The following is a 15,030-nucleotide window of genomic DNA, read 5'->3' on the forward strand; positions in this document are numbered from 1 at the left end:
GTATTCTTTTACTGTTTTTAAAATTTGAAAAGAATACATTTTCTCTTTGCTCTGTTGGTGTGTGTAAAGTTGAAGTTTTCATGTCTTTAAGTTTTAATTGTTTTTAATTACACTACAAAGATGCTGCAGAAGTACGGCAGCAAAAACTATTGTATACCGAACTGTTAAAAAAGTTAGATGAGTTGTCTTTTTTAATATAAAACCATCATTTTCTACATAAAAAAACTAAAAATCAACTGATTTATAGCGGGTTGCACTTAAAATACTTAGTTAAAAATAAAAAAGATGTATTTCCTTTTCTCTAAAAGTCAACTCAGATTAGATGTAATTAATCTTGTTTCGAATCTTTATGAAACAATTGAAATCTTGCTCCAAAAGTGATATTGACTTGAAAAAAACCAAAACTTTGCGAGGCTCCGTTAGATTCGTCATTAGAAATCATAATGTTTGGCATATCAATATAGCCTACTTTATAATCTGACTGAATAAAGAAATGGTCCCAAAAAGTTAGGTTTACCCCCACCTTTGCACTAAAGCCATAGCCCGCCACATTAAAGTCATCATAACGCTCACCTCCAAATAAGGTGGCATTTGTTTTAGGGTAAATAATACCTGCTCCTAATCCTTCGGTTAGATTCACGTCCATAAAATCAGTGTCAAAGTTCAGCAGTGTATTTAAGTTGTCAAATCTATTCACCTCAACGTTTACGTAATTCAATCCATCTGTATGTTCAAAAGTTAAGAAGTCCTCTGTTAGCCTAATTTCTTCTCCGGTATAAACACCGTCAAATTCAGTTCCGGCGTTTATCGTTCCGTCTATGGGAGCGTATTGGTAACCTTTCATTACATACTTCATGTGATCTATACCAATGGAAACGGTATAGTTATCGTGAAAGAAATAACCCAATCTAAAATTGGTTTGTGGTATGGTAATTCTATCAATTTGAAAATAGTCTTCATATTTAAATGGTGTTAGGCGATCATTGCCTTCAACACTTCTTAAAACAAAGTCATAGTTATCTCCCTTAAAGTGAATGTCAGAATCGCTGAAATGCGCTCTATTCCAACCCCAAGAAATATAAAGTTGTCCTTTATTCCCTTTTCTTTCGGGTTTTTCTTTTTCTTGAGCAATCAATGGTATTGATAGCAACAAAACGAAAAGCACAAACGCTTTTTTCATTAAGCAATGATATTTTTAATTTCCGAAATAATACGTTCTGCTAATGCATCTGCATTAGCCTGAGATGTACTTTCTGTATATATTCTAATGATAGGTTCTGTGTTCGATTTTCTTAAATGTACCCATTCCTTTTCAAAATTAATTTTCACGCCATCAATGGTAGATACATCTTCATTTTGATAGTTCACTGCCATTGTTTCTAGAATCTTATCAACATCAATCTGTGGTGTTAATTGAATTTTATTTTTACTCATAAAGTAACTCGGGTAACTTTGGCGTAATTCCAAACATGACATTCCACATGTCGCCAAATGCGATAAAAACAGCGCTACTCCAACCAATGAATCTCTTCCGTAATGAGAGGCTGGGTAAATGATTCCGCCATTTCCTTCTCCACCAATTATAGCGTTGGTATCTTTCATTAATTGCACTACATTCACCTCTCCTACTGCACTTGCTTGGTAGGTTCCTCCATGCTTTTGAGTAACATCTCTTAATGCTCTAGAAGATGATAAATTAGAAACCGTATTCCCTGCTTTTTTAGACAACACATAATCTGCACATGCTACTAATGTATACTCTTCACCAAACATAGAACCATCTTCACAAACCAATGCCAAACGATCTACATCAGGGTCCACTACAATTCCAAAATCTGCTTTTTCTTTAACCACCAATTCAGAAATAACTCCTAAATGCTCTTTTAAAGGTTCAGGATTGTGCGGAAAATGTCCATTTGGTTCACAATACAATTCAACACACTCCACTCCCAATCGCTCTAATAAAGCTGGGATAAAAATACCTCCAGTAGAATTTACAGCATCAACAACTACTTTAAAGTTCGCATTTTTAATGGCATCTACATTAACATATTCTAATTTCAATACCTCATCTATATGTTTTTCTACATACGATTTGTCTTTAGAATAGATTCCTAAATCATCAACCTCTGCAAAACTGTAGGCATCACTCTCGGCAATTTCTAAAATTTCACTACCGTCTGCTTCATTTAAAAACTCTCCCTTTTCGTTTAATAACTTTAGTGCATTCCATTGTTTAGGGTTGTGAGATGCTGTTAGGATAATTCCTCCATTTGCTTTTTCTAAAGGAACAGCCACCTCTACCGTAGGGGTTGTAGACAAACCTAAATCTATCACATCAATTCCCAAACCAACCAAGGTATTTGAAACAATAGCACTAATCATTTTACCCGAAATACGAGCATCTCTACCCACTACAACGGTTAATTTTTGTTTATCGCCGTTTCTTTTTTGAAGCCAAGTGCCATATGCCGAAGCAAACTTTACCGCATCTAAAGGCGTTAAATTTTCTCCTACTTGTCCTCCAATAGTTCCTCTAATTCCTGAGATTGATTTTATTAATGTCATGTTGATTTTTTTTGTAGGATGCAAATATAAGTTATTAAACCAAATTAGTCTATGACTATATTCATTCAAAGTCACAAAATATTATTCACTATATTTAGAGTTCAAAACGAACTAATATTCAACAAAATAGGTCGTGAAACTTTACTAACTTAAAATTAAAAAAACATGAAAAAATTACTGGCAGAATTTATTGGAACAATGTGGCTTGTATTAGGAGGCTGCGGAGCTGCGGTCTTAGCATCTGGCGTTGAAAACGTAGGTATTGGACTTGTAGGCGTTTCTTTAGCCTTTGGTCTAACTGTTTTAACAGGGGCTTATGCTTTAGGACATATCTCTGGAGGGCATTTTAATCCAGCCGTATCCTTAGGATTATGGGCAGGAGGTCGCTTTGATAAAAAGGACCTGATTCCTTATATAGGGGCACAAGTTTTAGGTGGTGCCGTTGGTGCTGGAATCTTGTATCTAATTGTTAGTAGTTCTCCTTCTTTTGCGGGTGTTGGCTCAAATCCTGGGGCTTTTGCAACCAACTTTTACGATGCCGATGTTTACGGTGTTAATTACGGAATGGTTGGTGCTTTGGTTACTGAAATTGTTATGACATTTATGTTCTTAATTGTGATATTGGGTGCAACACATAAAAATGCTGCTCCTGGTTTTGGAGGAATGGCGATTGGCTTGGCTTTAACCCTAATTCATTTAATAAGTATTCCTGTTACCAATACCTCTGTAAACCCTGCTAGAAGTACGGCAGTTGCAATTTTTGCAGAAGCGAATGCTATGGGACAATTATGGCTGTTCTGGGTAGCGCCAATTGTTGGTGCTGTTTTGGCTGGTGTGGTTTATAAATTTATGGCACCAAATAAATAGAAAACATTTTATATAAATCAGAAAACTCCTAAGTAGAACTTAGGAGTTTTTTTTATGAAATAAAAAAAGATTATTTCATTTGTATTTTTTTTGCTTAAGGGTAATTAAAAAACCGTGTACTTACAAAATGTAAATTTTGTAAGTACACGGAAATTACAAATAGAAACTCAACAAATTGGTTAATTGATTGGTTGTATTATGTATTTGATTAATCCTAAATCTTTGCGCTTCAAAAGCACACTATAAAATTAACACTTTCCACTCATTTTAATTCTAACGGTTTTCCATGATTTTTTAGCTTCACGGTTTTCCGTGAGGCAAACTGCAACTTCTGTTTGTTTTTAGATTACGGAAAACCACTATTTAAGGCGTATCAAATTATGCACTATAATGACGGTTTAAACTGTGAATTTAATTACAGCACAGAAGATAAGTTTAATATTTTCTCAGGCTAAAAGTATTGTCTTGTGCTACGGCAACAATATCTTTAGAAACTATTTTAGATTTAATTTCTGGACTTTTCTTAGCATAAGCATCTACAGAAAACGGATACAACGGACTTAAATAATCTACAATTTCTCCAGACTTATCAATTAACACTTCTCTGTATTTATAACTAACCATTGGCTTGTCTAACAATTTGTTATATCCTAGATTTTGCTTTATAAGCAGCAGAGCAATGCTGTTGTTAAATTCAAAACTTTTTGCTTTTAAAAATTTAGGTGCAATTACTGTTTTACCTTGCACATCAGCAAAGCCAAAATAAGTTAGGTTATTCTCGTTCCGCTGTATTAAAAAAAGATCATTCTTTAAAACAGGGTAACATACATCGTTGTGTTTTTCAGGCACCAAATCGTCTCTAAAGTCTATTACAATGGCTCCTTTTTCATTTATAAACGCCCATTGATCTCCTTTTTTAACTGCGGCGTAACCATCATGGAAGGGAGATACAAAATCGATGTCTGTTAGGTCCTGAGAAAAACAAAACAATGGAATTAGAAAGATGACTACAATTATTTTAAAATTTTTCATGACATTAGTTTTTAGTTTGTTTTATAATAAATTGAGTATTCAACTAGCAATCAAAAACTAAAGTGACTTGAACTACTACTTCATTAGCAACTGCAATTTTGCGAGTAGTATTAGTTCTGACTTGTTTTTTGATCCGAAAGCTGATGCTATAATACCAGCGGTATTTTTGATACTTTTTTTGAATTCTATAGAAAACAAAAAATGATGACTTTTATAATAAGATTCAAAATTTAGAAAGCAATGCATGGCATTTTCCTTGTTTACAATCAACTTCTTTAGTTGTTGTTCTATGCTCACCGCACCTTCTTTTTCTGGCCAAGTTTCCTTTAACTGATGCATACAAGCCCTGTACTCTTCTCTACGAACATGTTTATCGATAGCCATAAAAGCATAAAAGAGCTTACTTATGTTTTTATAAAAAGTACTTTCTAATAATTGAGTATTCATAACAGTATTGGATTTTAGACTAGTATCAACCTTTACAGATTGTTAATTCTAAATAATAAATGAGCGGTAATAAAGTATTCCTCTCCAAGCACCGCCCATTCATCTTAATAGTTCCTTAAAATTGTATTATTCAATTTCTATAAATTGTTTTTGTTGCTTTTTAGCCAAATCGGTATGCTTTAACACTAACAACTTTAGTATACCGTTGGAATAATTGGCTGTGGGTAAAGCGTCTGTATTTACAGAAGTTGGCAATTTTAAAGCCCTATTAAAAGAGTTGAAACTAAACTCCTTTCTAGTAAAGTTTTCTTCAGCCTCTTCTTTTTCTGATGTTTTTTCTCCTTGTACATTTAGTACATTGTTTTCTATTGAAATTTTAAATTCCTCTTTTGAATATCCTGGTGCGCAAATTCAATTTAGAAGTTGGTTTCATTTTCTTTAACATTCATAGCCGGTACTAAATGATCTGTTGTAAAATAATCATCGTTAAAGAAATCCTCTGAACTTAAAAAACTTTGAATTCCACTAAGTGTCCAAGGAAATAACCTATTGCGGTTATTTGTTTTTGAAAGTGTCATAATAAACGGTTTTAAGTTAAACTAAATTTACATCTGTAATATACTGATATAAAACTATTTAAACTATGACTTTTATCATGTTTTAGACTTTCTTTAGTCAGGGTTTTAACTGTTCAATTATTGTAAAATTAGCGCATCCTTGCTTTCATTTGCTTTTCAGATACTTATTACAGTTCACCCTCCTTCGTTTCCGCCAATCAAAACCCTCAAACAAAAAACCATTTATAAACAAAGTAGGCCACAACACAAATGGCAATAAAGAAGATACCTGTAGATGCATCAGGGAAAGAAGTTCTGTTTTTATAATAATCGTAGTAATCTTTGTATTTCCTAGGCCGTTTCATGTGTTGGTCTTTTTAAGTGCTAAAAAGGTTTTATCGCACTGATTCGGCATCTGTTAAGGTTTCGTTAAAGCCACTCCTTCTGTGAAACATTGTTTACTAACAGACGTCTATTGAATAGATTAGTTTAAAGAAAACAATAAAACTTACAAATATGAAAACTACATACAATACACCAACAGCCGCTAAGAAGTTTAGTTATTTTACAAACTTTAAAAACAGCAAACGTATAACTTGGACACAACAGCGCAACTTTAGCTGTTAACAATTGATTAGTTGAGTAGAGTTGGCTGGTTATTAAAGAATCGTTTAGTCAATGATGGTGAATTAATTTCATTTCTTTGATACCAGCCTCTTTACTTTCTAAACATTTGAAATGCATTTAAGAATTATCATCTACCATTCAACAAAAAGTCTTTTGTCATTTTGAGCGTACGAGTGTCGCTAAAGTTTTAGCCTACGCGAAGCCGAAAAATCTCCTCCTGTTTATTCATTTCTTATTTATTAACTTTGAGGTACTTCATATCCTCCGGATAATTATCATAATGGAATAACAACTAAGACAACCGTTTAACAACAAAAAAACCCGATACAATGGTATCGGGCTTTTTAATTTAAGATATTTTTATTCTATACGCTCAAAAATAAGCGCTTCATGATAGTTTCCTATAAACTCACCTCCTTTTTGAAATACCATTCTGTTTTCAGATAACTCCGCTAAGGAATAATAAGTAAAGGTTGACGCTTGCGCAGTTCGATCTTCATTAATATATCCTCTTGCAAAATGTAAATAAATGGTATTTCCCCTTGAGGCATCCATTATGGTAAGGTTGCTCTCAAAAAATTCATGATCAGCAGTAAAAATACCATCATCTTCATCTTCAAAACAAAGTGCTTCACCAAAATCAATTGTTACGGACTCCGTATCCGCAGAAAAAGTGTATACATCATCAGTAACACAATCGGTTGTAATTTCTAAATCGTAATTTGGATCATTATACCTCTTATACACCTCAACAATACGCCAAGAAGACTGGCTATCTAAATGAATTGTAGATAAATCAGATTCGTTAAATGTTGGAATTGGTTGACTAGATGGCTCATCATCAGAACATTGCACAAGAAAAAGTCCTAAGCATACAACAGCCATTGACTTTAATAATTGATTGTAATTTTTCATAATTTTTAATTGGTTTTATTCCTATGAAAGACGCAATTAAAGACCCAATGTTTCTAAGTTAGTTCTTAAAAATAAGTTAAAAAAACTTCTGAAAACATAACAGTATTATTACCAATACATTACTAGCCAGGCCGAGATTCATAAAATTAAAAGGCATTATTTCTACTAAAAATTAAACTACGCTAAAACCGGAATTTATCGTACTTTTGAGTTTATACATTAAAAACAATTAACATGGCAACTATAAATTTAAACGAATTAACAATACATACTTCTGGAAACTTACCTGAAACAGGCACGAAAGCACCTAATTTTGAATTGGTAGCTGGAGATTTATCACGTAAAACATTGGCTGATTTTTCAGGTTCTAAATTGGTCCTAAATATTTTTCCAAGTATCGACACCGGAACTTGTGCGGCATCCGTTCGAAAATTCAATGAAAAAGCGAGTAATTTAGAAAACACAAAAATTCTTTGCATTTCACGTGATTTACCTTTTGCACAGGGACGTTTTTGTGGTGCTGAAGGCATAGAAAATGTAGTAATGTTATCAGATTTTGTTTCTGGTAAATTTGGTAAAGATTATGGATTAAAGGTTATAGATGGCCCTATTGCTGAATTACTTTCTAGGTGTATTGTTGTTATAGACGAAAATGGAACCGTACTTTATAACGAGCAAGTACCTAATATTCCTGATGAACCAGACTACGAAGCCGTTTTAAAGTTATTGTCATAACCCTGAGAAATTAATGCGTTTATAATTTGACTTAAATTGAAGGTTACAACAATATTTTCAATCAATGTTTGTTAAATTTTTAGACTTTAAAAATAATTTTCTAAAAAGTAAAAACCTTTTTATATTTCAATACTTTTGTAGTAATATCTAATTGAATGGCAAAGAAAAAAAAACCAACTAAAACCAAAGAAAAAAAACCTCGTTTTCAGAAACTGAAAGCATTTTTCGCCAACCGTCAAACACAAACAATCTTAGGGTTGTTTTTTGTCGTTTTTGCTATTTTCTTGTTTGTTGCGTTTGCTTCTTTTTTATTCAGTTGGCAAATTGACCAAAGTGAAATCACCGAGTTTTCTAATAGAACAGCAAAAGTTGAAAACCTATTGGGCAAAGTTGGTAATTCTCTTAGCGAGTTTTTTATGTATAAAGGTTTCGGAATTGCGGCATTCATCTTGCCAATTCTTTTATTTTTAACTGGGTTTTATCTTTTAATACAAGTAAGTTTTGCAAAATTAAGAAAGCCTTGGGGGTGGGGTATTTTAGGCATGATTTGGTTTGCCATTCTATTTGGTTTTTTCACTTCAGATGCCTCTCTACTATCAGGAGTTGTTGGATATGAATTGAACATATACTTAGAACAATTTTTAGGCAAAACTGGAATTTTACTTTTATTAATATTTACATTCCTAGCATACTTAGCCATTCGATTTAAATTGAATGCAAATCATTTTGCACAATTGTTTAAAACAAAAGAAAGAGCAACTGAAGAAACTAAAGATGAAGAGCCTGCTAAAGTTGATGATGAAGTTCCTATTGTAAAAGACTTGTCAGAACCAACTCCAAGCGAGAAAATTGATAAGAATGAGCAGGAAAAGAAATCTGATTTTGAATTATCAGTCGAAAATTTACAACCTACCATTAGCAATTATTTAGGAAAAGACAGTGAAAAGGAGCAAAAAGAGGAAGAAGATTTAACGCTTGCCATTGAAATTAAGGAAGAAGAACCTGTGGTTGATGAAGTTAGCATTGATGTCGAAAAAATTGTAGAGGAGAAAAGTGAAACGGAAAATTTAGCTGATAAAATAGTTGAAGATTTTGGAGAGTTTGATCCTACACTTGAGTTGGGGAACTTCAAATTCCCAACATTAAATCTTTTAAGAGAATTCAACGAGAGTATTGCTGTTGACCAAGAAGAATTAGAAGCCAATAAAAATAGGATTGTAGAAACGCTTAGCAATTACAAAATTGGTATTGCAAAAATTAAAGCTACCGTAGGGCCTACAGTAACATTGTACGAAATTGTGCCAGATGCTGGTGTACGTATTTCTAAAATTAAAAATTTAGAAGATGATATCGCTTTGTCATTATCGGCATTAGGAATTCGTATTATAGCACCAATTCCGGGTAAAGGAACCATTGGTATTGAAGTACCAAATAAAAACGCAACCATGGTTTCTATGAAATCTATGATTGCATCTAGCAAGTTCCAAAAAGCGCAAATGGAGTTGCCAATAGCCCTAGGAAAGACTATTTCTAACGAAAGTTTTATCGTGGATTTGGCAAAGATGCCGCATTTACTAATGGCCGGTGCAACTGGACAAGGTAAATCAGTTGGATTAAACGTGGTGTTAACTTCACTGTTGTATAAAAAACATCCTGCTGAAGTTAAATTTGTATTGGTAGATCCTAAAAAGGTTGAATTAACACTATTCAACAAGATAGAACGTCATTATTTGGCTAAGTTGCCAGATTCCGAAGAAGCTATTATTACTGATACTACAAAGGTTGTAAACACCCTAAATTCTTTATGTATAGAAATGGATGCAAGGTATGATTTATTAAAATCGGCCATGGTTCGTAATATTAAAGAATACAACACCAAGTTTAAAGCACGTAAACTAAATCCTGAAAACGGACATCAATTTTTGCCGTATATAGTTTTGGTTATTGATGAGTTTGCAGATTTAATTATGACCGCCGGTAAAGAAGTAGAAACGCCTATTGCCCGACTGGCACAGTTAGCAAGGGCTATTGGTATTCACCTAATTGTGGCTACTCAACGACCTTCGGTAAATGTTATTACAGGTATTATTAAAGCCAATTTTCCTGCACGTATTGCATTTAGAGTAACTTCTAAAATAGATTCTAGAACCATTTTAGATGGCTCTGGGGCAGATCAATTAATTGGTAAGGGAGATATGTTATATTCGGGCGGAAATGAATTGGTACGTATACAATGTGCCTTTGTAGACACTCCTGAAGTTGAAAAAATTACGGATTTTATCGGTTCACAAAGAGCCTATCCTGATGCTCATTTATTACCAGAATATGTTGGTGAAGAGGGTGGCACAAGTCTTGATATAGATATTTCAGACAGAGATACTTTATTTAAAGATGCGGCATTGGTTATTATCACTGCACAACAAGGATCGGCGTCTTTATTACAACGGAAATTAAAATTGGGATACAATAGAGCCGGAAGAATTATAGATCAATTAGAAGCTGCGGGAATTGTTGGACCTTTTGAAGGAAGTAAAGCGAGACAAGTATTAATTCCTGATGAACTGGCGTTGAATCAATTATTAGAACACGAAAAAAACAGTTAAAATGAAAAACATACTACTTATCCTTTTTTTAAGTTGTGTTGCAAATACCTATAGTCAAGAGGCAAAAGCACTATTAAACAAAGTAGCAGAAACCACCCAGGCGTACGACAATATTTATATTGAATTTACACATAAACTAGACAACCAAGCAGCAAATTTACATCAAGAAACCACAGGAGATGTTACGATGCAAGGTGACTTATACCGATTTAATTATATGGGTTTAGAACGTTTATTTGATGGAGCATTAATGTATGATATTATTCATGAAGATCAAGAAATAGCGATTTCCAAACCTAGAACAAACAATGACGAAATTATAACACCTTCAAATATTTTATCGTTTTACGAAGATGGTTTTACCTATGAAATGGATATCGTACAAAAGGTTAACGGAGGTACGATTCAATTCGTAAAACTAACTCCTATGAATAGTGAAGTTGAATTGAAATATGTACATGTTGGTGTTGATAAAAAAACAAATCACTTATACAAAGTAATTCAAACCGGATTAGATGATACCGTAACCACTATTACTGTTACAAAACTGTTAACTAATCAAACTGTTTCAGAACAAATCTTTACCTTTGACCGCGCTAAATTTGAAAAGGAAGGTTATTATATAACTGAAACTAAATAAGCATTTTTGAAAAAACTTGATATCTATATCATTAAGAGCTTTTTAAAGCCCTTCTTTGCTACTTTCTTTGTCATTTTGTTTGTACTTGTAATGCAGGCAATTTGGGTAGGGTTCGATGAAATCTCGGGAAAAGGTATTAGTGTTGGTTTTATTTTAAAATTCATTGGCTATTTATCACTTACTGTAGTTCCGATGGCTATGCCAATAGGAATTCTTCTTTCTTCCATCATGTCTTTAGGCGATTTTGCTGAGAACTATGAATTTGCAGCCATAAAAAGTGCAGGGATTTCTCTGAGAAGATTTATTACACCTGTAATGGTTGTTGCTATTTTGTTAAGTGGAATTAATTTTTTGTTTTTAAACAATGTATATCCACATGCTGTGTTAAAGCAAAAAAACATGTTTTTAAACATGAAAAAGAAGCAACCTGCATTGGCTCTGATTCCTGGAGTATTCAATACTGAAATCCCTGGTTATGTCATTAAGTTTGACGAAAAATACGGAGAAGAACAAAATTTATTGCGGAATGTTCAGATTGCCGATTTAAATGGTAAATTAGGTAAGTCCATTACGACAACGGCCGCATATGGTGAAATTGTGACCGAAGAAGGTAGTAAATACATGACCTTTAAACTGTTTGATGTAAACCGGTGGGAAGATCATGCCACAAGACGAGACAAGAGAGAGAAACGACAAAAAATGCCCTTTTCAAAATCTACGTCAAGTACGTATTCTATTAATGTCGATGTATCCGCTTTTAGTAACGAAAATCTAAACGATACAATTTCTCAGACACAGCACCAAATGTTGAGCCTAAAGCAATTGGTTATTTTTGCTGATTCTTCTAAAACTGCTTACGATGAATATATTGATGACCGTGCAAAAAACTTTTTTATTCTAATTAGAGCAAGTTCATTAAAACCTTTTGCAGATTCAATAAATCGCTCAAATTATAAAGATGAATTATTGGATAATTTTGATTTAAGAAATCAGGCTATTATTGTTAGAAATGCAAATGAGAATGTTCAAAATAATATTAAGAATTTTGAAAATGACAATCAACGCTTTAAAATTAAAAGAAAAATATTAAATCTATACGATCACGAATACCACAACAGAATTGCATTTTCATTTGCTTGTTTGGTATTATTTTTTATCGGAGCACCTTTAGGTTCAATTATTAGAAAAGGAGGTTTTGGTTTGCCCATGGTTATGGCAATCATTATTTTTGTCGTCTATTTCTTTATCTCTTCCTTGGGTAAAAATTTAGCCGAAGAAAGTGCAATAACATCTAGAATTGGTGGGTGGTTATCTACTATTATTTTATTACCGTTTGGTATATTATTAACCAGACGTGCTGCTAAGGATAAAGGAATATTTAGTATTGATTCTGCAATAGAACCGATTAAAAAATTAATTAAACGAATAAAGTTTAAAAAGAAGTGATGATGAGTACAGCTACAAAGCAAAATTTACAATTAAATACAATTGAAGATGCCATAGAAGATATTAAAAATGGTAAAGTTGTAATTGTTGTAGATGATGAAAACAGAGAAAACGAAGGAGACTTTATTGCAGCTGCAGAAATGGTTACGCCTGAGATGATTAACTTTATGGCTACGCATGGACGTGGATTGATTTGTGCTCCATTAACAGAGACTAGATGTAAAGAGTTAGATTTAGAAATGATGGTGCAAAACAATACGGTAATGCACCACACACAGTTTACTGTTTCTGTAGATCTAATTGGCCATGGTTGTACTACTGGAATTTCTGTACACGACAGAGCAAAAACTATAAAGTCTTTAGTAAATCCAGAAACGAAAGGATTTGATTTGGGTCGTCCTGGTCATATTTTTCCACTTAGAGCACGTAACGGTGGTGTTTTAAGAAGAACTGGTCATACAGAGGCTGCAGTAGATTTAGCGCGTTTGGCTGGCTTTGACCCTGCTGGAATTTTAGTAGAAATATTAAACGAAGATGGAACTATGGCTCGTTTACCACAATTGGTAGATGTAGCGAAACAATTCGATTTAAAATTGATTTCTATTGAAGATTTAGTTGCTTATAGAATGCAGCACGACTCATTAATAGAAAAGATTGAAGACTTTGAAACGACTACACGATTCGGAGATTTTAGGTTAAGAGCATACAAGCAAACCAACAACAACCAAGTTCATATTGCACTTACCAAAGGTAGTTGGAAACCCAATGACGAAGTACTTGTTAAAGTAAACTCAACACTTATTAACAATGCTTTAGGCGTATTAACTCGAAACTCAGATGAAAAATTCAACAGAATTTTTGATATTATAAACAAGGAGAAAGCTGGAGTTGTTGTTTTTATAAACCAAGACAATAAGCAGGATAATTTCTTAAAACACTTGAGTAAATTAAAAATTGAAGATCATTCGAAGCCAAAAGTAATGGATAAGAAAGATTATGGTATTGGAGCGCAGATTTTACATGACTTGGGTGTTTCTCGCCTTAAAGTAATTACAAACGCTAAAAACACGTCTCCTAGAGTTGGAATGACGGGTTACGGCTTAGAGGTTACAGGACATTTAAACTACTAATTTTAGAAGATGTGTAAGAACATAATTTATATATTCTTATGCCTTTCAATAGTTTCTTGCTCTAAAGAAAATCCAAAACAATTTAAGAACAATGGTTATGTGCTTCAAATTGAATTTAGTAAATCCTACAGTACCATCGTCTATTTAAGTGAATTCACCCAAAGTGGTCTGAAAACTGTTGACTCAACTTCTATAGAAAACAACTTCGCAACGTTTAGAGGTCAGGTTGCAAATCCAAGCAGATATTTAATTAGTACAACTCACGATTCTGGCCGAAAAGTTTTAATTATTGCAAATGATTCTATCCAATTAAAAATTAATGACAGTGAGTTATCTGATGGAATTATCTCAGGCTCTGAAATTAATGATACCATGATAGCGCATCAAAAAAAAATTAGGAGAACTTATAAAAAAGTTGATGCTTTATTTCCTGATATACAACGAGCGAGGCTTGCTAACAATGTCAGTGCACTTCAAAGCATTTCGAACAAAATCACAAAGATTGAACAAGAAGTATTAGAAATCAATTTTAGTTTTGTAAAAACTAACCAAAATTCGTTTATTTCTGCAATGATTTTAAATGACCTCTCTAAAAGGGATTCAATTGACATAGATAAAATCAGTCAGTTGTATCAAAATCTATCCCCTACTGTTAAAAAAGGGAAAGATGCTATTGAATTAGAGTCAACTTTAAACGCTATTTCAAATCACTAAGATCGGTATTTGTATCTAACTCTATTGGAGTTTTATCTTTCAAAAACAAACGTGCTTGCAGAGTTCCTCTTAATACAATCTTGGCACCAACAACCTCTAGCCAACTCCCCTCTCTTAATCCTAGAACTGGTGCAGCATTGAATTTATGGAATTCTTGAATTCTAGTTTCTCTAGTTTCTCCCATATGCGTAGAACCCTCAATTGGATCTAAATAATGTGGGTTAATATTAAAGTTGATAAATCCAAATGTATCGAAACTTGGAGGATACACAATGGGCATGTCGTTTGTCGTTTTCATCGTTAATCCGGTTACATTACTCCCTGCACTTGTTCCAAAGTATGGTATTCCTTTATTTACTGTTGTCTTTATTGGTTCGATTAATTTTTGGTCATACAACTGTTTAACCAATTCAAACGTATTCCCTCCTCCAGTAAAAATTCCTTTGGCATTTTTTACTGCCTCTATCTGATTCTCATATTCATGAATACCTTTTACCCTTATTTTCAACTTCTTAAAACCCAGGCTTGCTCTTTCGGTATATTCATCATAAGTCATCCCTCCTGGCCTGGCAAATGGAATAAATACTATTTCGTTAACTCCCTTAAAAAATAATTCTAATTCTGGCAGAATATATTCCAAGTAAGCTTTCCCGTGAACGGTTGATGTACTTGCTATGAGTAACCTCTTCATACGTTTAAGTTTTAAATCAAAATTAACCTTTTGATATCGTCTACAAAATTTTACAACC

The 15,030-nt window shown here is 33.2% G+C and carries 16 protein-coding genes; 7 read left to right on the top strand and 9 right to left on the bottom strand.

Features of this window, described 5'->3' with window-relative positions; genetic code table 11:
- Positions 1 to 328 precede the first annotated feature (328 nt).
- Together RM519_RS02685 and glmM are read right to left on the bottom strand one after the other, a co-directional pair.
- Positions 329 to 1,180 (bottom strand): hypothetical protein, encoded by an 852-nt coding sequence (locus RM519_RS02685; RefSeq protein WP_311591977.1) that lies wholly within the window; start codon positions 1,178 to 1,180, stop codon positions 329 to 331.
- Positions 1,180 to 2,568, bottom strand: coding sequence for a phosphoglucosamine mutase (gene glmM / locus RM519_RS02690; RefSeq protein ID WP_311591978.1), 1,389 nt, complete (start codon positions 2,566 to 2,568; stop codon positions 1,180 to 1,182). Before glmM ends, RM519_RS02685 begins: the two co-directional genes overlap by 1 nt.
- A 165-nt stretch (positions 2,569 to 2,733) precedes the next feature.
- Between glmM and aqpZ the strand changes: the two genes are divergently transcribed.
- The gene (gene aqpZ, locus RM519_RS02695) at positions 2,734 to 3,435 is read left to right on the top strand and encodes an aquaporin Z (protein ID WP_311591979.1); all 702 of its coding nucleotides are present in this window, start codon (positions 2,734 to 2,736) and stop codon (positions 3,433 to 3,435) included.
- A 435-nt stretch (positions 3,436 to 3,870) separates the two neighbouring features.
- On the opposite strand, the gene RM519_RS02700 is transcribed toward aqpZ, so the two are convergent.
- The 6 genes from RM519_RS02700 to RM519_RS02725 all read right to left on the bottom strand — a co-directional run bounded on the left by RM519_RS02700 (position 3,871) and on the right by RM519_RS02725 (position 7,013).
- A complete protein-coding gene (locus RM519_RS02700; RefSeq protein WP_311591980.1) occupies positions 3,871 to 4,467 on the bottom strand; it encodes a WG repeat-containing protein in 597 nt (198 codons plus the stop codon).
- Between the two features lie 75 nt (positions 4,468 to 4,542).
- Positions 4,543 to 4,914 (bottom strand): hypothetical protein, encoded by a 372-nt coding sequence (locus RM519_RS02705; protein WP_311591981.1) that lies wholly within the window; start codon positions 4,912 to 4,914, stop codon positions 4,543 to 4,545.
- Positions 4,915 to 5,040: 126 nt separating this feature from the next.
- Positions 5,041 to 5,325, bottom strand: a complete 285-nt coding sequence (locus tag RM519_RS02710) for an Hsp20/alpha crystallin family protein (RefSeq protein WP_311592553.1) — start codon at positions 5,323 to 5,325, stop codon at positions 5,041 to 5,043.
- A 5-nt stretch (positions 5,326 to 5,330) separates the two neighbouring features.
- Entirely contained in the window at positions 5,331 to 5,492 is a 162-nt protein-coding gene (locus RM519_RS02715; RefSeq protein WP_311591983.1) for a hypothetical protein, read from the bottom strand.
- A 206-nt stretch (positions 5,493 to 5,698) separates the two neighbouring features.
- Entirely contained in the window at positions 5,699 to 5,836 is a 138-nt protein-coding gene (locus RM519_RS02720) for a hypothetical protein (RefSeq protein ID WP_311591985.1), read from the bottom strand.
- A 622-nt stretch (positions 5,837 to 6,458) separates the two neighbouring features.
- Positions 6,459 to 7,013, bottom strand: a complete 555-nt coding sequence (locus tag RM519_RS02725) for a hypothetical protein (protein WP_311591986.1) — start codon at positions 7,011 to 7,013, stop codon at positions 6,459 to 6,461.
- 234 nt (positions 7,014 to 7,247) lie between these two features.
- Between RM519_RS02725 and tpx the strand changes: the two genes are divergently transcribed.
- From tpx to RM519_RS02755, 6 genes are all read left to right on the top strand, one after another.
- Entirely contained in the window at positions 7,248 to 7,748 is a 501-nt protein-coding gene (gene tpx, locus RM519_RS02730) for a thiol peroxidase (protein WP_311591987.1), read from the top strand.
- Between the two features lie 155 nt (positions 7,749 to 7,903).
- The gene (locus RM519_RS02735; RefSeq protein ID WP_311591988.1) at positions 7,904 to 10,351 is read left to right on the top strand and encodes an FtsK/SpoIIIE family DNA translocase; all 2,448 of its coding nucleotides are present in this window, start codon (positions 7,904 to 7,906) and stop codon (positions 10,349 to 10,351) included.
- Between the two features lies 1 nt (position 10,352).
- The gene (gene lolA1 / locus RM519_RS02740) at positions 10,353 to 10,991 is read left to right on the top strand and encodes an outer membrane lipoprotein periplasmic chaperone LolA1 (RefSeq protein WP_311591989.1); all 639 of its coding nucleotides are present in this window, start codon (positions 10,353 to 10,355) and stop codon (positions 10,989 to 10,991) included.
- A gap of 6 nt (positions 10,992 to 10,997) precedes the next feature.
- Positions 10,998 to 12,437 carry an LptF/LptG family permease gene (locus tag RM519_RS02745; protein WP_311591991.1) on the top strand — a complete coding sequence of 480 codons (1,440 nt, stop codon included), beginning with the start codon at positions 10,998 to 11,000 and terminating at the stop codon, positions 12,435 to 12,437.
- Between the two features lie 2 nt (positions 12,438 to 12,439).
- Positions 12,440 to 13,567, top strand: a complete 1,128-nt coding sequence (gene ribB, locus RM519_RS02750; RefSeq protein ID WP_311591992.1) for a 3,4-dihydroxy-2-butanone-4-phosphate synthase — start codon at positions 12,440 to 12,442, stop codon at positions 13,565 to 13,567.
- 9 nt (positions 13,568 to 13,576) lie between these two features.
- Positions 13,577 to 14,281 (top strand): DUF4369 domain-containing protein, encoded by a 705-nt coding sequence (locus tag RM519_RS02755; RefSeq protein ID WP_311591993.1) that lies wholly within the window; start codon positions 13,577 to 13,579, stop codon positions 14,279 to 14,281.
- Here the strand turns inward: RM519_RS02755 and pepE are convergent.
- Complete coding sequence (pepE, locus tag RM519_RS02760; RefSeq protein WP_311591994.1) at positions 14,265 to 14,972, bottom strand: dipeptidase PepE; 708 nt, start codon at positions 14,970 to 14,972, stop codon at positions 14,265 to 14,267. The two genes, RM519_RS02755 and pepE, sit on opposite strands and share 17 nt — an antisense overlap.
- Between the last annotated feature and the right edge of the window lie 58 nt (positions 14,973 to 15,030).

This window comes from Urechidicola vernalis (assembly GCF_031846385.1).
Classification (GTDB): Bacteria; Bacteroidota; Bacteroidia; order Flavobacteriales; family Flavobacteriaceae; genus Urechidicola; species Urechidicola vernalis.